The following is a 23,477-nucleotide window of genomic DNA, read 5'->3' as shown; positions in this document are numbered from 1 at the left end:
CTTGAAATGAATACACGTAATTATTGGCTGGCGGCCGCTTGCAGCGTGCTTGCCGCATCCCCCGCTCTGGCCCAGAGCCAGAACGTATCGATGTCCGGAATCACCGTGGATTATTCCGGCGATGTCACCGGCAGCGGTTCTTTCTCGGGCGCGACCGTCGATGTCAGCGGATCCTTTGGCCGGAACCTGGAGGTTTCCGGTGCGGCCGTGGATATCGACGCAGAAGTTGGCGGCGACCTCGAAGCCAGCGGCGGCGCGATCTCGATCTTTGGCAGTGTTGCCGGCGATGCCGAATTGAGTGGCGGAGCCGTCGAGATCGATCTCCAGATTGGAGGCGTAACCGAGATTTCCGGTGGCGCCGTTGAGGTCAGTGCGCGCTCCGTCATGACCGGCGATACCGAGATCGCCGTCGGCGCGCTCGATTTTGCCGGCCATGCGATGTCGAGGCTGGATATCGATTTCGGCGATATGGAGTTTTCCGGTATTGCGGACGGCGAGGTCGATTTTCAGGGCAGTAGCCGCGAGGGCTTGTTCCGCCGCCGCGATCGCAGCGAGATCGAAATCCGCGGTGTCCTGAATGCGGGCGGCGAAGTCTGTGCGCACGACGTCCGGTTTATGGAAGGTGCGGAAGTCAACGCGCCGCTGACCGTACTCGCCGACAGCCCGCCGGACTATCCGGACGGATTTGACGCCGGCAATATCACTTATGTTGAACGTGACCGGGCGCGCTGCCGCGACTAATCCTCGCCGCGCGCCAGTTTCTCGATCGCCACATAATTGATCTTGCCCGTGCCCAGAACGGGAATCTCGGAGACCGGGATCACCCGTTTCGGGATGGCCAGCTCCGCAATGCCGTGACTGCGTGCGAAGGCGACCATGTCGCTGCGCTCGGCATTGGCATATTCGGTGACGATGACCACCTGCTCGCCCTTTTTGTTGTCGGGCAGGGTGACAGCGGCGTGCAGGCAGTCCGGCCAGAGCGAGGTGGCAATATTCTCGACCACCGCCAGTGACACCATCTCGCCGCCGATTTTCGCAAACCGCTTCTGACGGCCGCGGATCTGGACACAGCCTTCCTCGTCGAAGGTGACGATGTCGCCCGTGTCGTGCCAGCCGTCTTCAGGTGGATGGATCACGCCCGGCTCGCTCGGGAAGATGTAGCCCTGCATCACATTCGGGCCCTTAACGTGCAAGCGCCCGCCATCTGCAATGCCCTCCACCGGCTGCAGCCGCGCCTTCATCCCGGGGATGAGGCGGCCGACCGTGCCTGGCTTGTTACGCTCGGGCTGGTTGACGGCAATTACCGGCGCAGCCTCTGTCGCGCCATACCCCTCCAACACCAGAAGGTCGAATTCCCGGCGCACCATGGTCCGCGTCTCATCCTTCACCCGCTCGGCTCCACAGACGACGAAGCGAAGGCTGTCGAAATCGCCTTTTTCGGCGACGCGGGCGTACTGATTGAGGAAGGTGTCCGTCGCAAAAAGAACCGTGGCTTTGGTCTTGCGCACCCGTTCCATGATCGTCTTGCCTTGCAGCGGGCTGGGGTGCAGCACCGCCGGAATGCCGACCAGCAGCGGAAGCAGCAGCCCCCCCGTCAGTCCGAAACTGTGGAAGGTCGGCAGTGAATTAAAAACGATGTCGCTTGGCAAAATGTCGACATGGGCGCGCGCCTGCTCGACATTCGCCACCAGATTGACATGGCTAAGCGCCACGCCTTTGGGATCGCCCTCGGTGCCGGAGGTAAACAGGATGACCGCGGTCTCCTCAGGCGAGGTCCTCGCTGCCACGAAACCTGGAAAGAGGGGGCCTAGGACCGCGCGCAATTTGTCGACGGTGGAAATCTCCTCGCGCACGTCTTCAAGGTAAATCAGCTCGTGATCTTCGAGCAGCTGGCGTTCCAGCTCCTCTAGTCCGCCCAGTTCGATGAATTTGTGTGCGGTGACGATCTTGGTGGCCTGTGCGCCACGGCAGGCCGCCTTGATCGCTTTCGCACCCGCCGTGAAGTTGAGCATGGCCGGCGTCCGGCCATAGGCATTCAGGGCAAAAAAGGCGATGCCGGCCCCGGCACCGGTCGGCAGCAGTACCGCAACCTTCTCGCCTTTTTCGGTATGCCGCGCGAGCGCCGATCCCAGCGCGAATGTCGCGCGCAGGATCTCGTTATAGTCGAGCTTTCGTCCGTCGGCATCTATGATGACGGTGGTTTTGCCGCCTGCCTTGTTCTTGGCCCGCAGCAACGCTTGCAGCACGGTCTTGCGGGCCCGCGACAGCTTGAAAGGCTCGCCTTCGATATGGGGCCAGGAAGACGGGTCGACCGGCGGAGGATGGTCGCCATCGGTGGTAAGGTCGCTCGATGGTTCGTCGATAGCCGGAGCGGATTCCAGAGGGTCCGCTATATCTGCCGATACATCCGGCCGGGTATCCGCCGCGACCGGAAGGTCGTCTTGGTTCATGACAGAATGGTCGTCCGCTTTGGTGCGGTCCGTCATACGATTCTCCCCGTGAGACGCGCTGAACGCGTTTTTTCTTGCTTGACGCTAAGGTTAGGCCTTCAGCCCGCTCAAGAAAAGCCCGAAATTCCGTTCACATTTGTGGGGTTTTTGGCGAGCTGCGCTGCAAAAATTTATCGAAAAACGAAAAATTGCTTTCATATCGAATTTCGATATGCTATGAAATGATTCATCGCTGGGGAGCGAGTGGGGAAACCGTGTTGTTTCCTCTCGAGTCTGGAGATTTCAGGCATGAAGACGTTTCTTGCTGTGGGTGCCGTCGCAGGTGCTCTGCCGCTTGGCGGATGCATGGACAGCGCTCTCGCGACCGCTCATTTCAGTCACGCCGACGGTCATCGCGCGCACGACGGATACCATCGTTTCGAACAGGACGGCGATGTCAGCCTGATGGGCAGCGACATGACAGTTGAGGGCGAGATCGGTGGTGACTTGTCACTGGTCGGCTCGGACCTCGAGGTTCGCGCGAATATCGGCGGCGACATGTCCTTGGCCGGTTCGGACGTCGAATTCGAAGGGCGTGTCGGCGGCCGCGCGAATATCGCCGGCAGCGATGTGACCTGGTCTGGCGAGGCCGGTGAAGATGTCGATATCGCGGGCAGCGACGTGTCTTGGATGGGATCGACGCACGGCGAGCTGTCGATCGCCGGCAGCGATGTTTTCGTCGACGGCCGCATTGACCGCAATCTTGAAATCGCCGGCAGCGATGTCGAACTCACGGATGACACACGAATTGGAGGCGATCTCGCGGTCGCCGGAAGCGATCTTGATATCGGCGCACATATTTCGGGCGATGCCGATCTTGTTGGCAGCCGGATTGACATTGCCGGCGGGATCGACGGGCGCCTGATGGCGATCGCGCATTCGCGCCGCGGCTGGCAGTGGTCGAGTGATAACGGTCATCAACGTATCCGCATTGGCGGCCGCATCGGAGAAGGCAGCGCCGTATGCGCACGGCGCGTCGAGATCACGCGAAACGCAGAATTGACAGGCAATTTGGCAGTTTTTGCCGAACAGCCGCCAGAGATCGCCGATGGTATCAGCCACTCATTGGTAACATATCAAGAGATCGGCAATCGTGATTGTGACGACTTGCTGGAACCCTATGGCCGCTAAGCCGGTTTCAACCGCATCCCATACGCCGGGGGGCGAACGGAGGTGAATATGTTCATTCGCACGCTTCTCTTGGCTGCCGGGCTGGCAGTCGCATCCGGCGTAACAGCGGGCGCACAACAATTTGGCGGGCATGTCGAGCTCACCAATATCGACCGTGATGGCAATCTCGACATTATCGCGGGATCGGCCGAAGTCTCGGGCGTCGTCCGGGGAGATGTCGAAATCTTCGCGGGCAGTATCGAAGCGCAACTGGATGTCAGCGGCGATACCCATCTCGCGGGCGGTAATGTCGAAATCGCGGGCCGAACAGGCGGCGATGCGGAAATCGGCGGCGGCGCCGTCGATGTCATGATGGATATCGGTGGCGACGCCGATATGGGCGGCGGATTCGTCAATTATTCCGGCACCATTGGCGGCGGGCTCGATGTAGCGGCCGGCCGGTTTGTGATGTCCGGCACCAGCGTGGTCACGCGCGAAGCCGACATTTCCGGCAAGGAGGTCATCCTGTCCGGACGGTTCTTGTCCAATGTCGAAGTATTCGCCGAGGAGGTCGTGATTTCGGGCCAGATCAATGGGGATGTTGATATCGAGGCAGCGCGGCTGATCGTTGAGCCCGGGACCGTCATCAATGGCCGCCTGCAACACCGCGGCCCGGTCGAAGCCGAGATTGCATCCGATGCCACTATCGTGGGCGGCGTCGAGTATGTTTTCAGCGACGTGGACATTGAATGGGATCGCGCCCATTTCAATCTGGCCGACCTCGACCTGGATATCGTTCCGGCAACACCTTTCTTTATCGCTGCCGGAATCGCCTTTGACTTCATCCTCGGCGTGCTGGCGCTCCTGCTGATGCCGCGCGGCGTGGCGCGCGTCTCGCGGAAATTCCGCCAACGCCCAATGCTTTCGGCGCTGGTAGGCCTGTTCCTGTTCCCGATGGGATGGATCATGCTGCTGGTCGCCGGCATTGTTTTGCTGGCCATCACCCTGGTGGGCGTCATCCTGATCCCGTTCTGGATTACCTTCGCGCTGCTGGTGCTGATGTTGGCTTATCCGCTTGGCGCTATCGCCATCAGCGACTTCTTCCTCGAGCGGACTGGTGTGCGTAAATCCGGAACCGGCATGCGCGTGCTCGGCCTCCTGATCGTGCTGATCCTCGTGGCCGCGCTCTGGGTGGTGCCCCCACTGGCGGTGATCGCCGGCATCATCCTGTCCTGGATCGGGCTCGGTGCCTGGACGTTCGCTGCTTTCGGCCGCAAGGACGACGGACCGGCGGCGGCATCGGATGGCGGTGCGGCATCGCCAGCTGCGGCAGTGTGATTTCCGATTGCGGGCGGCGCTTGAAGCCGCCCGCAACAAGCGCCATGTTGCGCTTCAATGGCCAATCTTATCGACACCCTGGCGGAGAGCCCCAAGCCCCGTCACCCTGAAAAGCAGCATCGCCCGGACAATCCGGTCCAGCGGAAGCCGGACTGGATCCGTGTGCGCGCACCGATCGGCAAGGATTACGCCGAAACCCGCAAGATCGTGAAAGACAACGCGCTTGTTACGGTTTGCGAAGAGGCGGGCTGCCCGAATATCGGCGAGTGCTGGGCGCAGAAGCACGCCACCTTCATGATTCTCGGAGACACCTGCACGCGGGCTTGCGCCTTCTGCAACGTCAAGACCGGCTTGCCGGACGCCGTCGATCACGATGAAGCCAATCGGATCGCCGACGCCGTCGTCAAAATGGGTCTCGAACATGTGGTGATCACGTCGGTCGACCGCGACGATCTCGATGACGGCGGAGCCCAGCACTTTGTTGATGTGATCAACGCCATCCGCAGCGCTTCGCCGGCAACGACGATCGAAATTCTAACGCCGGATTTCCTGCGAAAATCCGGTGCCGTGGAAGCGGTGATCGATGCCAAGCCGGACGTGTTCAACCACAATCTTGAAACCGTCCCGCGGCTCTATCTATCGATCCGGCCGGGTGCACGATACTACCACTCCTTGCGACTGCTCGAACGGGTCAAGGAACGCGATCCGTCGCAGTTCACGAAATCGGGGCTAATGGTCGGCCTTGGCGAGACCAAGGAAGAGGTCATGCAGGTGATGGACGATATGAGATCGGCCGGCATCGACTTTCTAACCATAGGCCAGTATCTGCAGCCGACGCGGAAACATGCCGCCGTTGAACGGTTCGTCGATCCCAAAGAGTTCAAGGCTTACGAGACCATCGCACGGGCGAAAGGCTTCTTGATGGTGTCAGCGACCCCGCTGACCCGCTCAAGCTATCACGCTGGCGACGATTTCAAGCGCTTGCGGAAAGCCCGCGAAGACAGCCTGACACGGTAATGCCAACGACGGTCACGGAAACCCTGCGCGCGCGTCACGCCGCGACCGACATTTTCGAGCTCGTCTCTGATGTCGAACGCTACCCCGACTTTATCCCCTATCTGACCAATCTGCGGATTGTCGAACGCCACGGCGATACCGCCAAAGGCGGTCAATTCACTGCCGAAGCGCTGGTCCGGTTCAAAATTGCACGCGAACGATTCATCACACGTGTCGATGCCGATGCGGAAGCGATGGAGATCAGCGTCAATCTGGTGGACGGCCCGTTCAGAACCCTGGAAAACTGCTGGCGGCTCACCGCCTTGCCGGATGGCTCGACCCGGATCGACTTCTCGCTCACCTTCGAGTTTGCCAACATAGTTCTGGGAATGCTGTTGAACGCCAATAAGGACCGCGCCGTGCGCAGCCTGATCGAGCATTTCGTCGCTGAAGCCGACCGGCGCTATCCCACCATCGGTGCACGCGAATACGGCGATCTACGGACGATCTACACCGAATAGCAGGAAGTCCAGCGCTTCGCGGACCGAAGCCTGACGCACCGCATCGCGTCCGATATCTCCATAATGCCGTTCGCGCGTCAGGACCTGGCCATCAGCCATTGCCAAGCCAAACCACACAAGCCCGGCTGGCTTGTGGTCGCTGCCGCCCGGTCCGGCAATCCCGGTGATAGAGACCGCCATATCACAGCCGGAAGCGGCGAGGGCGCCAACGGCCATCTCCCGGGCGACCGCTTCCGATACGGCCCCAACGGCATTGAGCGTGTCCTCCGAAACATTGAGATGCGCCATTTTCGCTGCATCGGAATAGGTGATGAAGCCGCGGTCGAAGGCATCCGACGAGCCGGCGATACGCGTGATCGCGCCGCCAACCAGACCTCCTGTGCAGCTCTCTGCTGTGGCCAGCTTCAAGCCCTTTGTCCTGGCGGCCTCGACCAGAGCCGCCGCCAGCGCCGTGATGTCGTCATCAATACTATTCATCGATCTGCACCGTCACGCTCGCCTGCGCGGCGATGCCTTCGCGCCGGCCGGTAAATCCGAGCCCTTCCGTCGTGGTCGCCTTGATATTCACGGCGGCTTCGGAAATCTCCAGTATTTCCGCAATCCGCATTTTCATGGCCGCCCGGTGCGGCCCGATCCGCGGCACTTCGCAAATGAGCGTAAGATCCGCGTGCACGATGCGCGCACGGGCTTCGCCCGCGAGGTTGACCGCATGCCGCAGGAAGGCGTCGGATGAGGCGCCTTTCCAGCGGTCATCCGATGGCGGAAAATGCTGGCCGATATCGCCCGCGCCAACTGTGCCGAGAATGGCATCGGTTAATGCATGCAGCGCAACGTCGGCATCGGAATGCCCGATCAGGCGGTAAGGGCAGGGGATCAAGACCCCGCCCAGCCAGACACCGTCGCCGGCACCCAGCCGGTGCACATCATATCCTGTTGCAAAGCGGAAGGCCGGTACGCGCGGGCCCTGCCCGAAATCGCGTGCATAGGTCAGCTTGATATTGTCCGGATCGCCTTCGATAAGCGCCACCTCAAGGCCGGCGGCGCGGGCCAGGCTGGCCTCATCCGGGTAGGATGTGTTCACTGCTGTCTCAAACGCTTTCCGCAGCGCGTCAAAATCGAAGGCCTGCGGTGTCTGTGCGCGAACCAGCGTGTTGCGGTCGACGGAATGGTCGATGCGATTTCCGTCACGGACAAAGGTCGCATCGGTCTGCCGGATGTAAGGGATCGCCGCCGGTGCTGCATCCAGAGCGTCTATGAGACGTGCGATCAGATCCTGCGTCACGAAAGGCCGGGCGGCATCGTGAATGAGGACGCGCTTGGGCATGGCGGGCATCAGTTTATCCAAGCCGTTCCGGACAGATTGCGACCGTGTGTCACCACCAAAGCAATAAGTTACGGGCAAACCTTCAACTGCTTTATCAAATAATCCCTTGTCGTCGGGGTGGATAACCACGCATACCGAACCAATGTCCGGATGCCCGCAGAATGCCCACAACGTACGGCGCAAAACAGGCTCGCCGTCGAGCAGGCGGTACTGTTTGGGGACGCCGCCGCCTGCACGTTGACCGCGTCCGGCAGCGACAATCACGGCGGCTGTCGTGGTCTGGCTCACCCGGCTTTTTATCCCTGCTTGAGCTTTCTCGGTGACCTCTATAGTTTCCGCCCGCTTCCGAGACCAGAGACCGCACGCACCCATGATCCAGATCGGACCTCATAGCGTTAGCGCCCACGCCATGTTGGCGCCGATGTCGGGCATAACCGATCTGCCATTCCGGCAACAGGCACGGGCTTTCGGTGCTGAGCTCGTGGTCAGCGAAATGGTCGCCAGCGAGGAGCTTGTTACGGGGGGTAAACAAGCCTGGAGCAAAGCCGCGCTGGATGACGGGTCGGGCCTGAAAATTCTTCAGCTCGCCGGCCGGGAAACGCGTTGGATGCGTGAAGCGGCGCGCATTGCGGAAAATGAGGGCGCCGACGTCATCGACATAAATATGGGCTGCCCCGCCAAGAAGGTAACGAACGGGCTGTCGGGCTCGGCCTTGATGCGCGATCTCGACCATGCACAGCGACTGATCGAAGCGACCGTCGGTGCGGTCTCTGTTCCGGTGACGCTGAAAATGCGATTGGGATGGGATGAGACGTCGATCAATGCGCCTGAACTGGCCCAGCGCGCCGAAGCCATAGGCGTACAGCTGATCACGGTTCACGGCCGCACACGCCAGCAATTCTACAAGGGCGAGGCCGATTGGCGCCGGATCCGGGACGTCAAATCGGCCGTCCGCCTGCCCGTCGTCGTGAATGGTGATATCCGCGATGCCGCATCGGCAGCGCAGGCAAAAGCTGCTTCCGGTGCCGACCTCGTCATGATTGGCCGCGCCGCAGAGGGCCGGCCTTGGTTGATCGGTGAACTCGATGCGGAAATAAAAGGTCAGGCGCGGCCTTTGCCGCTGACACAGAAGATCGATGGACTCAAGGCGCAGCTCGACGCCTCCGCCCGCTTTTATGGCGACTTCATCGGACTGCGGATGATGCGCAAGCACTTCGCTGCTTTTCTCGCCAGCGAAATACCGGCGCTACCGTCCCTGCGCCAGCCGCTGTGCCGCGCAGAAGACCCGGGCCAAGCCATGCGCTTGCTTAGCCAGATAGAAGACCAAATAGCCCTGGCCGCCTGATAACTGTGACCTGAACGACACAAGGTCGTTGATCTGCGGCAACAACTCGGCAATTATTCAATAAATGTCGGCAGATACGATCGATAACACGCCACAGACACACGGCGAACCCCTGTCCTTGCCAAGAGGGCTGGCACTCGGGCTATGGGCCGGCGTGGCGATTTCGCTGACCCTGATCGTCTATACCGCCAGCATTTTGATCTTCGGCGACGATCAGACTTTCCCCGGCCGCCGCAATCTGATCTTTCTCCTCATCGGAAACCTTGTTGTGCTGCTCGCCCTGGCAGCGCTCGTTGGCTATCGCGTGGCGCGGCGGTTTGCCGGCCGCAAATACGGTGAGCCGGCCCCGCGCCTGCATCTGCGCTTCGTTGCCATGTTCTCGCTTGCTGCGGCTGCTCCAGCGATCCTGATGGCGCTGTTTCTCGGTGGCGTGCTGACACGGGGCGTTGAGTATTGGTTCGGCGAGCGCGTGAATACCGTCGTGGAATCCGCGGCCAGCACCGCGCGCTCCATCGTCGAGCAGCAAGCCAATGAAGCGCTTCGCGAAGTTACATTGATGGCTGGCGATATCAGTGATCCCGAAGCGATTGCTGCGTTCTCCGATGATCGCCCCACTTACGACGTATACTTCCGCCGGCAAGCCATTATCCGTGGTTTCGACTCGGCCTACCTCGTCGATGGCGAGGGGGGTATTCGCACACGCGCTGAACGCGCAAATGCACCGCCATTTGTTCCTCCATCTGACCGGCTATTCGAATTGGCGCGGGGCGGCGACCTCGGCGTGTCTGATCCAGACCAATTGGCGGCCAACGATCCTGCCTTGCGGGCGCTACTGCTCTTGCCGGCCTACAGCGACACCTTTCTGTACGTCACGCTCGACATCGACCTCACACTGTTACAACGCGCGCAGGCGGCGCTGGACGATTATCGCGCCGCGACGCAAAGCGAAGCCGAGACCCGCCTGGTGTTCGTCCTCGTCTATATCGAGACCGCGATCCTGATCCTGTTGGGCGCGATATGGTTGGCCTTGTCGGCGGCAAACCGCGTCGTCCGCCCGGTCTCGAGCCTCGTCCGGGCGGCCGAGCAGGTGCGCCAGGGCAATCTGGAAGCGCGTGTGGAAGTAAAACGCGAGGATGACGAGATCGCCACGCTCGGCCGCGCTTTCAACCGGATGACCCGGCAGCTTCGCGGCCAGCGGCGTGAACTGGTCATGGCGCACAACCAATCGGAGCGGCGGCGGGCCTTCACCGAAGCCGTGCTGTCCGGCGTCAGTGCGGGTGTCATCGGTCTTGACGATCAAGACAATATCACCCTGGTGAACCGCCCGGCCTGTGATCTGCTCGGCCGGTCTGAGGATGACCTCATCGGCAAGAAGTTGGCTGGCGTGTCACCGGAACTCGAAAGTGTCGCGATCCAGGCACGTCAGCGCGCGGGTGAACTTGCAGAATCGCAGGTTGAGCTCTCAGAGCATGAAGATCATCCGATCAGCCTCAACGTGCGCGCCGGCCTCGACCCTGAGGCGGGACTGATCATCACCTTCGATGATGTGAGCCGGCTCGTGGCCGCGCAGCGCAGCGCAGCATGGCGCGATGTTGCGCGCCGTATCGCGCATGAGATCAAGAACCCGCTCACGCCGATCCAGTTGTCGGCGGAACGCCTGCAGCGCCGCTATCGCAAGAAGATCGATGACGAGGACGGTGAAACCTTCGACCGCTGCGTCGAAACCATCGTCCGCCAGGTCAGCGATATCGGCCGGATGGTCGACGAGTTCTCGTCTTTCGCCCGGATGCCGCAGCCGAAGATCGAACGCGTCGAATTGCGCGAACTCATCCGAAATGTCGTCTTTGCGCAACGCGTCGCCACGCCGTCCATCTCTGTCGAGTTTGACGAGAATGCTTCCGACATCGCGGCCGAGTGCGACGAGCGCCTCGCTGCGCAGGCGCTGACGAATATTGTCAAGAACGCTTCGGAAAGCGTCATTTCACGCGCCGAAGGCGACGCCGAAAATGACTCGCCAGGACGCATCCTGGTGACGCTGGGCACGGTCGATGGTTTCGCTGAAATCACCATTACTGATAATGGTTTGGGCTGGCCCATCTCCAATCGTGACCGGCTCACCGAGCCCTATATGACCACCCGCGAGAAGGGCACGGGGCTGGGTCTTGCGATCGTCAAGCGCGTCATGGAAGACCATGGCGGACGGCTCGAATTGGACACTCCCGAGACCGGCCCCGGAGCCATCGTGCGCATGAAATTCCCGCTATCCACTGAAATTGGCCCGGATATCGCTTCCGAGGCGGAAACTGCCCAGGTGTGAGACATGGCAAACGACATTCTCATTGTTGATGACGAGGAAGACATCCGCGATCTCGTCGCCGGTTTGCTGGAAGACGAGGGCTATCACGCCCGCGAGGCGGCCAATGCGGACGATGCGCTGGATGCCTTGCGCACCCGCAAACCGTCGCTGGTAATCCTCGACGTCTGGCTGCAGGGCAGTCGCCTCGACGGCATTGAATTGCTCGAGGAAATGAAGAAGGTCGATCCGGAATTGCCGGTCATCGTCATTTCCGGTCATGGCACGATTGAAACCGCTGTCGCGGCGATCCGCAAAGGCGCGTACGATTTCATCGAGAAGCCGTTCAAGAGCGACAAGCTCATCCTGACCATTGAGCGGGCGATGGAGGCCAGCCAGCTGCGCCGCGAAAATGCGGAGCTGAAGGCAAAAGGCGCGGGCGATACCGAGCTGATCGGAAAGTCCAGCGCGATTACGCAGCTGCGTCAATTGATCGAACGCGTCGCGCCCACCAACAGCCGCGTGCTGATCAGCGGACCTGCGGGAAGCGGCAAGGAGGTCGTCGCACGCCTGATACACGCCAGCTCACCGCGGTCGAAAGCGCCCTTTGTTGCCGTGAATGCGGCCGGGATGGCGCCCGATCGCGTCGAACAGGAATTGTTCGGTGCCGAAAGCGACCAGGGCCTTGTCAGTCAGATCGGCCTGCTCGAGCGCGCGCATGGCGGAACTTTGTTTTTCGACGAGATCGGTGACATGCCGGTGGCAACGCAGAACAAATTGCTCCGCATGCTGGTCGATTCCAGCTTCCGCCGGATCGGCGGCAGTGCGGATGTGCGCATCAATGTCCGGGTAGTCTCATCGTCCTCGCGGAATCTGCGCGATCACATATCCAAAGGCTTGTTCCGCGAGGATCTCTATCACCGGCTCGCCGTGGTCCCGGTCGAGGTTCCGGGATTGGCTGAACGCCGCGAGGATATCCCACTGCTCGTCCGCCATTTCCTGTCGAAGATCACCGCCTATTCGGGCCTTCCCAAACGCGAAATCGGCGATGATGCAATGGCCGCCCTGCAAGCGCACAACTGGCCGGGCAATGTCCGCCAGCTCCGCAATAATGTCGAACGGCTGCTTATTCTTTCGTCCGGCAATGATGAAGGCGTCATCACGCTCGATTCGCTGCCATCGGAAGTCGCGGGCCGCGAAACCGACGATGCGGGCTTTGACGCTGAACGGATGATCGCTTTGCCACTCCGTGATGCACGCGAGAAATTCGAGCGTGAGTATCTGAAATCGCAGATAAATCGCTTTGGCGGCAATATTTCCCGGACCGCGGCCTTTATCGGCATGGAACGCTCCGCCTTGCATCGCAAGCTCAAGTCTTTAGGGGTAAATACCTCTGAAGCCCGCTCGGAAGGCGAGCTCGCCGAGGAATAAGGATGACGCCATGAAGGCTGTCGTTTGTGGGGCAGGGCGCGTTGGCTATGGCATTGCCAAGGCGCTATCCCGCGAAGGTAATGCGGTGACGGTGGTCGACTGGTCACCGGAGCTGATTTCCCAGATCACGACCGATCTCGATGTCCGCGGTATTGTCGGCCACGGCTCGCACCCCGATGCGCTGGAACGCGCCGGCGTCGGCGATGCGGAATTGCTCGTCGCGGTCACTCATTCCGACGAGACCAACATGATCGCGGCGCAGGTCGCGCATTCACTTTTCAAGACGCCCATGCGGATCGCGCGGGTGCGGGCGCAATCCTATCTTGATCCCGCTTGGCGCGGCCTGTTCTCGACCGGCAATTTGCCGGTCGACGTTGTGATCTCGCCGGAACTTGAGGTGGGCCGGTCAATCTTGCAGCGGGTAGAAACGCCGGGTGCCTTTTCGACGGCGCTGTTTGCCGGCGGGCGCGTGCAATTGCTGGGAATCCGGATGGATGAGGACAGCCCGGTCGCCGGATCGTCCATCGACCAGATCCGCGACATTTTTCCAGATCTCCGCCTGTCGCTGTGCGGCGTCAATCGCGAAGGAAAACTCTTCGTGCCGACCGCCGCGGATCCGCTGCTCGCGGGCGATGAGATCTACATCTCGATCGAGCCCGCCATGCTTGAGCGCGCGCTCCAGATATTCGGGCAGAAAACCGAACGGGTGAGGCGTGTGGTTATTATCGGGGCGGGCAATATCGGTGTCTATGTGGCCCGCGCCCTGGAACGGCTCGGCCGGGTTAAGGTGCGCCTGATCGAGGCGAATAAGCAGCGCGCCGAAGCCGCCGCCGACCAGCTCAAGAAAACCGTTGTCCTCCATGGCGACGGCTTGACGCCGGAATTGCTCAGCGAGGCGGGCGCGGACCGCGCGGAACTGATTATCTGCGTGACCAATGACGACAAGGTGAACCTGTTGAGCGCCGTGATGGCCAAGCGGGTGGGGGCAGGGCGGGCCATCTGCCTCGTCAATGAGCAATCCTTCGCACCGCTCCGCGACGCCCTCGATGTCGATGTGTTCATTGATCCGCGCACGACCACGGTCTCGACAATCCTGCAGCATATTCGCCGTGGCCGGATTACCGGCCTCCAGTCGATTGCAGGCGGCCTGGCCGAAGCACTGGAAGGTGTCGTCCTGGCGACATCGCCCTTGTTGGGCAAATCCATCGACGAGCTGGAACTGCCGGACAATGTGACCGTCGGCGCCTTGGTCCAGGAAGGCAAGATCTGCATGCCAGGTGACGATACGATCGTGAAAGAGGGCGACCGGATGTTGTTGTTCGCCGAAGCTTCGGCCGTCTCCAAAGTGGAACGATTGTTCCGGGTCAGCCTGGATTATTTCTAGCCAGCCATGTTTATGCTCGGTGTCCTTCGGCCCCTCGGGCAAACGTGGACCGCCCTCGCGCTGGTCATCTTGCTGATCGCGCTCTTTACGCTTCCGACAGGGGCCTATGTCGCCGCACAATCATTTCTCATCACCGCCGCCATGTTGGGGTTTGCCGGCGGGCTGATATGGTCGGCCTCGGCAGGAGTGAAGCTGATCGCAAGAGCGGCCGAAGCGTCGGCCTTCGTCATGGCGTTATGGATCATCACGCCGCTCTTCTTTGTGATCCCCTTTGTCTTGCTCACGCCGGGCATGGATTATCTGCAAGCCCTGTTTGAAGCCTATTCAGCCCTCACAACGACCGGCGCCATCCTGGCAGCCCCCGAAGCCGTGCCGGACACGCTGATTTTCTGGCGCTGCCTTCTAAGCTTCCTCGGCGGGTATCTCACCTTGTTGACCGCAGCCGGCGTGCTGGCGGCGTTCGACAAGGCGGGGTTGGAACTCCGGAAGTCCTTCCTTCTGACGGCGGATTACGACAACATCTTCTCCAACCTGCATGTTGCTGCGCGCCGCATCGCTCTGATTTATGCGGGTTTCGCGGCAATCGGCTATCTCGTGCTGGCGGCATTCGGAGTGCCGGCCTTTGAAGCTGTCTGCCTGACCATGTCGGCGATTTCGACCGGCGGGTACACAGTTTCGTCCGGACCGTTGAGCGGCCAGGTGTCGGGGCCGGCCATCGCGACGCTGACGCTGATCTGCCTGATCGGGGCGATGAACATTGCTTATCTCCGGGCCATCATCACGCAGCGGCGCATACCGGGTGATACCGATGTGCTCGCCATGCTGTTGCTGGTCGCCGGCTTGTCGGTGTTGTTTGCGATCGGGACTGGCGGCGGATCAAGCGCCCTGGCCATCTTGGCCGACGCGGTATTCGTCGTCTCGACCAGCGGCTTCACAGTCGATAATGCGGCGGGGCATGCACCGCTTGCCGCCGTGCTCGCGGCGATGATCGGCGGGGCTGCGACATCGACCGCCGGGGGGCTGAAAATTTCCCGCCTGGTCATTCTGTCGCGCGGCGCCATCGTCGAATTGGCACGAATGGCCCATCCCTCTGGGGTGGTCAGTGTTAAGCACCGCGGCCGGACCGCCGATAATCCGGCAATGCTGGCTCTGTGGGTCACTGTGTTGGGCTATATCGGATTGGTCGCTATCTCGGTGGTCTTGTTTGCTCTGGCCGGAGAACCCTTCGAATCGGCCTGGAGCATCGCTTCGACGGCGCTAGCGAATGCCGGGCCGCTGCACGATCAATTGTCGCCCGATCATGGATGGTCGGACTTGTCGACGGCGTCCAAGATCATGGCCATAATTCTGATGGTGCTCGGGCGGCTCGAAGTTCTGGCCGGTCTGGCCGCGATCGCTGCCCTGTTCCGGAGATTCTGACCCCATGTCCCGCATCGCCTATGTCAACGGCCAATACGTGCGGCACGCACAGGCGGCCGTGCATGTCGAGGACCGCGGCTATCAGTTTGCCGATGCGGTCTACGAGGTTTGGGGCGTCATCGATGGCGAATTGACAGACTTCGAAGGTCATTTGAAGCGGCTGGCGCGGTCATTGAAGGAGCTCCAGATCCGCAAACCGCTGTCTGACGCGGCATTGACGGCGATCCTGCAACGGATCGTTGCCGTTAACCGCATCCGTTATGGCTTGATCTATTTGCAGATATCCCGCGGCGTCGCGCGGCGTGACCACGTCTTTCCACCGGACTCCGTACCGCCCAGTATCGTGATCACCGCGCGATCGGCAAATGCCAATGCCGCCGAAAGCCGCGCACAGCGGGGCATTGCGGTAATCACGCGGCCAGATCAGCGCTGGGCACGGCGGGACATCAAGACCGTTTCACTCCTCCCGAACGCATTGGCAAAACAGGCGGCGCGCGCCGAAGGCGCAGCGGAGTGCTGGATGATCGACCGCGACGGGATGATCACCGAAGGGGCGGCGGCCAACGCCTGGATCATCACAGCGGACGGTGTGCTCGTCACACGTGCGGCGGACCATGATATCCTTAACGGCATAACCCGCCGCATCATCTTCGAACTGGCAGAAAAACAGGGGCTGGCGACAGAGGAGCGGCCCTTTTCCCGTGACGAAGCCCTGCGAGCCCGGGAGGCTTTTATCACCTCGGCCACCTCATTTCTGACGCCCGTGGTGCGTATAGATTCGCAGCCGGTCGGCAATGGCCATCCGGGAAGCTTCTCCCTAATGCTTCGCGAGCGCTATGTCGCAACCGCGAAGGACCGATCGAAGGCTCCGGCAATGCGGCAACCGGTCTGGCTGGTTGCGCGGCGGTCAAAACACCTTCAGAATTAAGGCTGTTCGGGTCCAAAAAGAAGAATAACAGGAGCAGACCATGTCAGGCGAACGCAAGAGCAACAATTTGCAGGACGTTTTTCTCAACTCCGTCCGCAAGACAAAGACACCTTTGACGATTTTCCTCGTGAACGGGGTGAAGCTTCAGGGCGTCGTCACATGGTTTGATAATTTCTGCCTATTGTTGCGCCGCGATGGCCAGTCGCAACTCGTTTACAAGCATGCGATTTCAACGATCATGCCGTCGGCACCCGTCTCTCTCTTCGAAGAAGAGCAGGATAGCGGAGACGACCCAGCTTGATTGAAACCGAAACGCCGGCGGACAAGGCGATCGTAATCCGCGCCAGATTGGGTGCCAGCGACCCCGAAGAAAATGCTCGCCTCGAAGAGGCAACAGGCCTGGCGGAAGCCTTGGGCCTTGATGTTGTCGAATCCACTTTCGCTCCGGTGCGCAAGATTGATCCGGGCCGGTTCTTCGGGCGTGGCAAGCTGGAGGAGATGGGCATCCATATCGAAGCGCTCGGCGTGAACGTCGCCGTGATTGATGCGGCACTATCGCCGGTCCAGCAACGAAATCTCGAAAAGGCCTGGAAGGTCAAGGTGATCGACCGGACCGGCCTGATCCTCGAAATATTCGGACTGCGGGCGCGGACCAAGGAGGGGCGGCTGCAGGTTGAATTGGCGCGGCTGGCTTATGAACGTTCACGCCTCGTTCGGACGTGGACCCACCTCGAACGCCAGCGCGGCGGCGTCGGCTTTCTTGGTGGCCCGGGTGAAACCCAGATCGAGGCCGACCGGCGGATGCTGGCCGACCGGATGGCCAAGCTGCGCCGCGAGCTCGAAGACGTCCGCCGCACGCGCGCTTTACATCGCAAGACGCGGCAGACAGCGCCTTTTCCGCTGGTCGCGATCGTCGGCTACACCAATGCCGGAAAATCGACGCTTTTCAACCGGATAACGGGTGCAGGCGTGTTTGCGAAGGACATGCCATTCGCCACGTTGGATACCACCGTTCGCGGCTTCCGGACCCCGGCCGGCACGCAGATGCTGTTGTCCGATACTGTCGGCTTCATCACAGACCTGCCTACCGAACTTGTCGCGGCCTTTCGGGCTACTCTGGAGGAGGTGAGGGAGGCCGATATCCTTGTGCATGTTCTCGATGTCTCAGCGGTCGACTTCGATGTCCGGCGACGCGAAGTCGAGGCTATTCTCGACGCCATCGATGCAGGCGCCGAACACGGCCAGCCGGTGATCGAGGTCTTTAACAAGATCGATCTCTGGAATGACGAATTCGATCCCGACCGTGTCGCCGACCTGCCGCATAAGAGCGAGGATGCCATCGCAGCGGTCAGCGTCTCAGCTCAGACGGGAGAGGGAATAGACCGCCTGTTGGCGCAGATTGATCACGCTATGGCCGCCAAGTCGGTTGTCCTCACGGTGACCGCCGACGCGTCCCAGCATCGCGCCATCGCTTGGTTGCACGAGCACGGGGCGGTGATCTCTGAAGAGGTCGACGACAGCGGGATCACGACGGCGCGAACCCGCCTGTCGCCGGAAGCGGCCGGGCGATTCACATCGCAGTTTCCCGAACTGGTGCCGGATCTCGAGGACGCGATCTGATTATTCGCGTAATTTGGCCTCGACCCAAAGCGCTTCCATGTCATCAAGCGAGGTCTCGCGAATGTCACGCTGCTGTGTTCTGAGCGAGTCTTCTATATAACGGAAACGTCTCTCGAACTTGGCGTTCGCTCGCCGCAAGGCCGCCTCACTATCTACTTTAGCTTTTCTCGCCAAATTAGCACAAACAAATAGCAAATCACCGATCTCATCTTCAATTTCATCGGCGTCGCCGGCCGCTAATGCGTCGCGAACCTCTGCAATCTCTTCGTCCAGCTTGGCCAATACCCGTTCCGCATCGGGCCAGTCGAAACCTACCGTGCCGGCACGTTTTTGCAGCTTCTGCGCACGCTTCAAACCCGGAAGGGCGAGGGGAACATCGTCCAGCAAGCCGTCAGAGCCCGTTTTCTGCTTGCGCTCCTGGGCTTTCAATTCTTCCCAGCTTTCCGTTTGCTCTGCGCTATCCCTGTAATGATGGTCTCCAAACACGTGGGGATGGCGGCGTATCATCTTGTCGGATATCGCATCGGCAACATCGTCGAGATCGAACAGACCGGCTTCCTCCGCCATCCTTGCATGAAACACGACCTGGAGCAGGAGATCGCCGAGCTCGGACTTCAGATCCGCCATATCGCCGCGGCGGATAGCGTCGTCGACTTCATAGGCTTCTTCAATTGTATAGGGCGCGATCGTTTCGAAGCGTTGTTCAACATCCCATGGACAACCGGTCTCAGGATCGCGCAACCGCTCCATGATGCCGCGCAGGCGCTGCAGGGGAGTCGCTTCAGGCATCGGTGCAGGTCAACCGGCGTGGTGCGTCAATATGCGCATAATGTATATTATGAGACATTATATATCTTATTGTTCCTCAACATGATTACTGCGACCCATCAGTGTCAGCCCGTCATAAGCGGGTGTGACACCTTCAGGCAGCTTTCCCGCAAGCGTATCGTAATCCAAGTCCACATGGAGATTGGTCAACACGCCCCTTCCGGCATTGACGCGCGCGAGCCATTCCAGCGCGTCGCTGACACTGGCGTGAGTCGGATGCGGCGTCTCGCGAAGCGCATCGATGATCCAACACGGGATGCCGTCGAAGAGTCGAAAGCTCGCATCCGAGATCGCGCTCACATCCGGAGCGTAACCAAACGGGCCGAACCGGAAGCCGGCGGATTGGATCCGGCCGTGTTCGAGCCGCACCATGGAGACCGGAAGGTCGCCGCCAGGCCCCGGTATGTGAAAGACCTCGTGCTCCGTGTCGACTTCACACAAATCGAGAATGGCGGGATAAGGCGAGCCCGGGCGTGAATGAAAGATATAGCTGAAGCGCGCAGTCAGGCTGGCAGCTGTCTCGGGCATCATCCAGACAGGAAGGCGTTGCCGCGCGCGCAACACGTAGGGCCGCAGATCGTCAATCCCATGGGTTTGATCCGCATGATCATGGGTGAAAAGAACCGCATCGAGACGTTTCACGCCCGCAGATAGCATCTGTTCGCGAAAATCAGGCGATGTATCGACAACGACGGTGGTACGCTCGCCTTTGCCAAACCGACCAGCGTCACGCGCATACTCGACAAGCAGGCTGCAACGGCGGCGTCGATTTTTCGGATTGCCGGGGTCACATGCACCCCAATCCCCATCCGGCCGGGGCACGCCGCCCGACGACCCGCATCCCAATATCGTCAGGCGCCAGACCGCGTCCTCGCTCATGATGGCCGCTCCGCCTTGGAAAACAGCCGGAAGAATGCGTCGGTGGTCTTCCGGGCCCCTTCGTCGCGGCTCCAGCCGAGCGTCTCGCAAACGCCAGTCAATACGTCCGGCAGATAGGCCGGTTCATTGCGTTTGCCACGATGCGGCACCGGCGCCAGATAGGGACAATCGGTCTCGATGATTATGCGGTCTTGCGGAATATGATCGCGGAAGACCTCGCGTACGGCGTCAGCTTTCTTGAACGTGATGATGCCCGAAGCCGCAAAATATGCTCCGAGCCGGGCGGTCCGCCGGGCCAGCTCATTTCCGCCCGTATAGCAGTGCAGCAACGGCCGGAATGCCCCCTTCCCCATCTCGGTTTCGAGAAATTCAGCCATTTCGTTGTCGGCATCGCGCGTGTGCAGGATCAAGGGCAGATCGCCACGTCGGGCCGCCTCGACATGCGCTGATAGGCTTTGGAACTGATCGTCCCGCGGCGAATAGCCGTAATGGAAATCCAGGCCGGTTTCCCCGATTCCAATCACTTTCGGATGTTGCGCAATATCCAAGAGCTCGTCCGCGGTGATGTCCGGACGATCTTTGGCATGGTGGGGATGTGCGCCAATCGTGCACCAGACATTTTCGAAACCTTCGGCAATCGCCAAGACCGGCTCGAAATCGGTCAGCCGGCAACAGATCGCGATCATACCGCCGACCCCTGCATCCGCAGCGCGTTGCATCACCTCATTCAAATCATCTGCATAGGTCTCGCCGTGCAGATTTGTGTGACTGTCGATCAGCATGGACTAGCGGCGAGCCTCGCGCGCGGCGTGTTCGATCTGCGCCAGGGCCGCCAGGGCGGCCTGTTTCGGATCGAGATAGATGTCATCGGCTTCGCTGGCCAGCCCTTTCAGATGCTGCCAGGCCTGCAACCAGGCATCGGGCGACTGACCGGCTGCAGCGGCCTCGCGTGCGCGGTGTGCGGCCAGCCGGGTTAGAGCGGAAAAGAATTGCGGCCGCAAGCTTTCGCCGGTCTTGACCGATACCTTCGCCGCCAATCGCCGGGAACGCTGGGTGTCCCATTGCGGAAGAAGCGCCATCAGTTCGGCAATATCTTTTTCAAGCCCGAGCGCACCGGATCGCGCCAAAGCGAGCGCGCGTCCGGGGGCACCATTGGCCATATCCAACGCGGCGTCTGCATCCGCCGGTCCCACACCGTGTTGCTCCACCAGCCAGTTCTTGCTCTCTTCACGAGGCGGCGGGCGAAGGTCGAGCCGGCGGCATCGCGACCGGACTGTCGGCAAAAGACGGCCGGGGGAATGCGTGAGTAGAAAGAGCAGTCCTTTTGATGGAGGCTCTTCAAGGGTTTTCAGCAACGCATTGGATGCATTATTGTTTAGCTCATCCATCGAATCGATGATGGCGATCCGCCAGCCCGCCTCTCCCGCGCTGCGGGAGTAGAATTCGGGAACTTTGCGAACCTCATCGATTGTGATCTCGGCTTTCCAGCGCTTGCGCTTGTCGTCCCAAGGCCGGCGAATGGTCAACAAATTGGGGTGCGCCTGGGCCCGGATTTTCTGACGCGCTGCCTCGCCGCCCGCCAGCAGCTTTCCGGCGAGATAGTAAGCAAGGCTGGCCTTTCCGACGCCTTTGGGCCCGGCAATCATCCAGGCATGGTGCAAACGACCGGCCTGCTGTAGCTGGTCGAACGCCCGCACAGCGTCAACATGGCCCAAAAGACTCGTAATCTCCCGCGGTGGTACGCAGCCCGGCTCAGTGTCCGGTTCGATGTCACTGTCAGCCATGACCCAAACGCTCCCGAATAGCCTGCAGCGCTTGCTCGGCCAGAACGGCCGGCGGCTGATCGCCATCCAAGCAGACGAAACGCACCGGCTCGGCTTCGGCCAGAGCGCGAAAGGCTGCCCGCAACCGCTCGTGAAAAGCCAGGGCTTTGGATTCGAAGCGGGCTTCCGATCCATCCCGGCCGGCGGTCCGCGAAAGGCCGGTTTCGGGTTCAATATCGATCAACACCGTCAAATCGGGCTTGAATTCCCCCAAGACAATCGCATGCAATTCTTGAAGCCGGTCCAGCGACAACCCTCCGGCCGCACCCTGATAAGCCATCGTTGAGTCGGCAAACCGGTCGGAGATCACGATATCCCCGTTTGCCACTGCCGGTCGGATCACTTTTTCGACATGGTCTACGCGCGCAGCGTAGAACAAAAGGGCTTCTGTCATCGGCGACCAGCGGTCTGCCGCGCCGCGCACGAGCAGATCACGGATCTGCTCGGCGCCTGGTGTGCCACCCGGTTCGCGTGTCAGGACAACCGACCGTCCTTCGGCTTCAAGCGCCGTTTTCAGGGTCCGCGCGAGGGTTGATTTTCCGGCGCCCTCCCCGCCTTCGAGCGTGACGAACAGGCCTTTGGCCATCAATTCAGTCCGAACAGACGGCCAAGTCCCGCGATCGCCCGGCCAAACAGGCCCTGCCGGCCGGCGTTTTCTGCCGCCACCAGATCGAACCGGCGCGTTTCGATGCCCGGAGCCGAGACCTCAAGAACAGCGATAATATCACCTTCGGAAACCGGCGCGGCAATCGGCCCGTCATAGACGATTTCAGCGCGAATATTGTCCCGCGCGCGGACATGGACACCGAAACGCACGGGCTCGATTACCGCCAACGGGACCGTCTCGGCCTGTCCGAGAAAAAGCCCGGCTTCGCCGACGATGTCGCCTGCCTCCGCCAGTTCAACGAGTTCGAAATCGGTAAGCGCCGCCCGCATCAGCCGCTCGCCCTCAGAGGCGCGGGCACGTTCGCTTTCCATTCCGTTATAGACCACGATGCGGCGCACCCCGTCGCGCTCTCCGGAGGCCACCAGGCCGTATCCGCTTTCCTCGGTATGACCGGTCTTCAAGCCGTCTACGGACGGCATCACGGCGAGCAACGGGTTGCGGTTGAATTGGCGGATGCCGTTATAGGTAAACTCTCGCTCGGCGAAGATCTCGTAGAGATCGGGATAGTCACGGATCATGATGGCGGTCAGGCGGGCTAGATCAGCGGCTGAAATCCGTTGATTGGGGTGTGGCCAGCCGGTGGAATTGGAAAACGTTGCGCTTTCCAGGCCCAGCTCCCGAGCCCGGGCCGTCATATCCGCAGCGAAAGCCTCTTCCGAACCTGAGAGTGCTTCAGCGATAACGATGCAGGCGTCATTGCCGGACTGGACAATGATGCCGCGGAGAAGGTCGTCGACACGGGCGCGCGAATTAACTTCCAGAAACATGGTCGATGATCCCGACGCCGCGCCTCCGGTCCGCCACGCATATTCCGACACCGGAAGCTCGTCATCCATCGATAGCGCACCCCGTTCGATCGCTTCGAACGCCATCAGCAATGTCATAAGCTTAGACATGGACGCCGGCGGCATCGGCTCATTGGCGTTATGATCGAACAGGACTTCACCGGTCTCGTAATCGAGGATGACGGCGTGACTGGCCGTGGTCTGAAACTCCTGCGCCTTCGCGGCGGCCGGTGCAAAAATCAATAACAGGAACAAGGCGAAAAGGCGCACGCGCATCTCTCCATCGCGGAATCAGTC

At 60.8% G+C, this 23,477-nt stretch carries 22 protein-coding genes; 13 read left to right on the top strand and 9 right to left on the bottom strand.

From position 1 onward, the window contains the following. Window positions 1-6 precede the first annotated feature (6 nt). On the top strand, window positions 7-741 hold the full coding sequence (locus ACO08C_RS00675; protein ID WP_421786625.1) for a hypothetical protein: 735 nt from the start codon (window positions 7-9) through the stop codon (window positions 739-741). Here the strand turns inward: ACO08C_RS00675 and ACO08C_RS00670 are convergent. Further along, window positions 738-2,486, bottom strand: coding sequence for an AMP-binding protein (locus ACO08C_RS00670; RefSeq protein ID WP_421786623.1), 1,749 nt, complete (start codon window positions 2,484-2,486; stop codon window positions 738-740). The genes ACO08C_RS00675 and ACO08C_RS00670 overlap by 4 nt on opposite strands. Before the next feature lie 252 nt (window positions 2,487-2,738). On the opposite strand from ACO08C_RS00670, the gene ACO08C_RS00665 reads away from it, so the two are divergent. The 4 genes from ACO08C_RS00665 to ACO08C_RS00650 are packed head-to-tail and all read left to right on the top strand — an operon-like array spanning window position 2,739 to window position 6,454. Beyond that, entirely contained in the window at window positions 2,739-3,620 is an 882-nt protein-coding gene (locus tag ACO08C_RS00665; RefSeq protein WP_421786621.1) for a hypothetical protein, read from the top strand. Window positions 3,621-3,668: 48 nt separating this feature from the next. Continuing rightward, the gene (locus tag ACO08C_RS00660) at window positions 3,669-4,937 is read left to right on the top strand and encodes a hypothetical protein (protein WP_421786620.1); all 1,269 of its coding nucleotides are present in this window, start codon (window positions 3,669-3,671) and stop codon (window positions 4,935-4,937) included. A gap of 57 nt (window positions 4,938-4,994) precedes the next feature. Further along, window positions 4,995-5,954 carry a lipoyl synthase gene (lipA, locus tag ACO08C_RS00655; protein ID WP_421786618.1) on the top strand — a complete coding sequence of 320 codons (960 nt, stop codon included), beginning with the start codon at window positions 4,995-4,997 and terminating at the stop codon, window positions 5,952-5,954. Further along, the gene (locus ACO08C_RS00650; RefSeq protein WP_421786616.1) at window positions 5,954-6,454 is read left to right on the top strand and encodes a type II toxin-antitoxin system RatA family toxin; all 501 of its coding nucleotides are present in this window, start codon (window positions 5,954-5,956) and stop codon (window positions 6,452-6,454) included. The genes lipA and ACO08C_RS00650 overlap by 1 nt, the downstream gene beginning before the upstream one ends. Here ACO08C_RS00650 and ACO08C_RS00645 read toward each other — a convergent pair. Together ACO08C_RS00645 and ACO08C_RS00640 are read right to left on the bottom strand one after the other, a co-directional pair. Then, complete coding sequence (locus tag ACO08C_RS00645; protein WP_421786614.1) at window positions 6,431-6,931, bottom strand: CinA family protein; 501 nt, start codon at window positions 6,929-6,931, stop codon at window positions 6,431-6,433. The two genes, ACO08C_RS00650 and ACO08C_RS00645, sit on opposite strands and share 24 nt — an antisense overlap. Continuing rightward, on the bottom strand, window positions 6,924-8,066 hold the full coding sequence (locus ACO08C_RS00640) for a bifunctional 2-C-methyl-D-erythritol 4-phosphate cytidylyltransferase/2-C-methyl-D-erythritol 2,4-cyclodiphosphate synthase (protein WP_421786613.1): 1,143 nt from the start codon (window positions 8,064-8,066) through the stop codon (window positions 6,924-6,926). Before ACO08C_RS00640 ends, ACO08C_RS00645 begins: the two co-directional genes overlap by 8 nt. 82 nt (window positions 8,067-8,148) lie before the next feature. Here ACO08C_RS00640 and dusB point away from each other — a divergent pair, with 82 nt between their 5' ends. The 8 genes from dusB (at window position 8,149) to hflX (ending at window position 18,198) form a co-directional block, all read left to right on the top strand. Then, the gene (gene dusB / locus ACO08C_RS00635; protein ID WP_421786611.1) at window positions 8,149-9,123 is read left to right on the top strand and encodes a tRNA dihydrouridine synthase DusB; all 975 of its coding nucleotides are present in this window, start codon (window positions 8,149-8,151) and stop codon (window positions 9,121-9,123) included. Between the two features lie 64 nt (window positions 9,124-9,187). Continuing rightward, a complete protein-coding gene (locus ACO08C_RS00630) occupies window positions 9,188-11,440 on the top strand; it encodes an ATP-binding protein (RefSeq protein WP_421786610.1) in 2,253 nt (750 codons plus the stop codon). Between the two features lie 3 nt (window positions 11,441-11,443). Continuing rightward, complete coding sequence (locus tag ACO08C_RS00625) at window positions 11,444-12,847, top strand: sigma-54-dependent transcriptional regulator (RefSeq protein ID WP_421786608.1); 1,404 nt, start codon at window positions 11,444-11,446, stop codon at window positions 12,845-12,847. Between the two features lie 10 nt (window positions 12,848-12,857). Further along, window positions 12,858-14,231 carry a Trk system potassium transporter TrkA gene (gene trkA, locus ACO08C_RS00620; RefSeq protein WP_421786607.1) on the top strand — a complete coding sequence of 458 codons (1,374 nt, stop codon included), beginning with the start codon at window positions 12,858-12,860 and terminating at the stop codon, window positions 14,229-14,231. A 6-nt stretch (window positions 14,232-14,237) separates the two neighbouring features. Continuing rightward, on the top strand, window positions 14,238-15,650 hold the full coding sequence (locus ACO08C_RS00615) for a potassium transporter TrkG (RefSeq protein WP_421786605.1): 1,413 nt from the start codon (window positions 14,238-14,240) through the stop codon (window positions 15,648-15,650). A gap of 4 nt (window positions 15,651-15,654) precedes the next feature. Then, the gene (locus ACO08C_RS00610) at window positions 15,655-16,578 is read left to right on the top strand and encodes a D-amino-acid transaminase (protein WP_421786604.1); all 924 of its coding nucleotides are present in this window, start codon (window positions 15,655-15,657) and stop codon (window positions 16,576-16,578) included. A gap of 40 nt (window positions 16,579-16,618) precedes the next feature. Beyond that, window positions 16,619-16,879 carry an RNA chaperone Hfq gene (gene hfq, locus ACO08C_RS00605; protein WP_421786603.1) on the top strand — a complete coding sequence of 87 codons (261 nt, stop codon included), beginning with the start codon at window positions 16,619-16,621 and terminating at the stop codon, window positions 16,877-16,879. Next, a complete protein-coding gene (gene hflX / locus ACO08C_RS00600) occupies window positions 16,876-18,198 on the top strand; it encodes a GTPase HflX (RefSeq protein ID WP_421786600.1) in 1,323 nt (440 codons plus the stop codon). The genes hfq and hflX overlap by 4 nt, the downstream gene beginning before the upstream one ends. Here the strand turns inward: hflX and mazG are convergent, their stop codons facing one another. From mazG to ACO08C_RS00570, 6 genes are all read right to left on the bottom strand, one after another. Further along, window positions 18,199-18,987: a nucleoside triphosphate pyrophosphohydrolase gene (mazG, locus tag ACO08C_RS00595; RefSeq protein ID WP_421786599.1), complete on the bottom strand. Its 789-nt coding sequence runs from the start codon at window positions 18,985-18,987 to the stop codon at window positions 18,199-18,201. It abuts the gene before it with no gap. A gap of 66 nt (window positions 18,988-19,053) precedes the next feature. Beyond that, window positions 19,054-19,905 (bottom strand): MBL fold metallo-hydrolase, encoded by an 852-nt coding sequence (locus ACO08C_RS00590; protein ID WP_421786597.1) that lies wholly within the window; start codon window positions 19,903-19,905, stop codon window positions 19,054-19,056. Beyond that, the gene (locus ACO08C_RS00585) at window positions 19,902-20,687 is read right to left on the bottom strand and encodes a TatD family hydrolase (protein ID WP_421786595.1); all 786 of its coding nucleotides are present in this window, start codon (window positions 20,685-20,687) and stop codon (window positions 19,902-19,904) included. Before ACO08C_RS00585 ends, ACO08C_RS00590 begins: the two co-directional genes overlap by 4 nt. A gap of 3 nt (window positions 20,688-20,690) precedes the next feature. Next, window positions 20,691-21,689 (bottom strand): DNA polymerase III subunit delta', encoded by a 999-nt coding sequence (locus ACO08C_RS00580; RefSeq protein ID WP_421786593.1) that lies wholly within the window; start codon window positions 21,687-21,689, stop codon window positions 20,691-20,693. Next, the gene (tmk, locus tag ACO08C_RS00575; RefSeq protein ID WP_421786592.1) at window positions 21,682-22,314 is read right to left on the bottom strand and encodes a dTMP kinase; all 633 of its coding nucleotides are present in this window, start codon (window positions 22,312-22,314) and stop codon (window positions 21,682-21,684) included. Before tmk ends, ACO08C_RS00580 begins: the two co-directional genes overlap by 8 nt. Beyond that, window positions 22,314-23,456: a D-alanyl-D-alanine carboxypeptidase family protein gene (locus ACO08C_RS00570; RefSeq protein ID WP_421786590.1), complete on the bottom strand. Its 1,143-nt coding sequence runs from the start codon at window positions 23,454-23,456 to the stop codon at window positions 22,314-22,316. The genes tmk and ACO08C_RS00570 overlap by 1 nt, the downstream gene beginning before the upstream one ends. Window positions 23,457-23,477: the final 21 nt, after the last annotated feature.

It is taken from the genome of Hyphobacterium sp. (assembly GCF_965229905.1).
Taxonomy (GTDB): Bacteria; Pseudomonadota; Alphaproteobacteria; order Caulobacterales; family Maricaulaceae; genus Hyphobacterium.
Note: the sequence above shows the minus strand (reverse complement) of the source record. Positions and strands in the feature narration are given on the sequence as shown.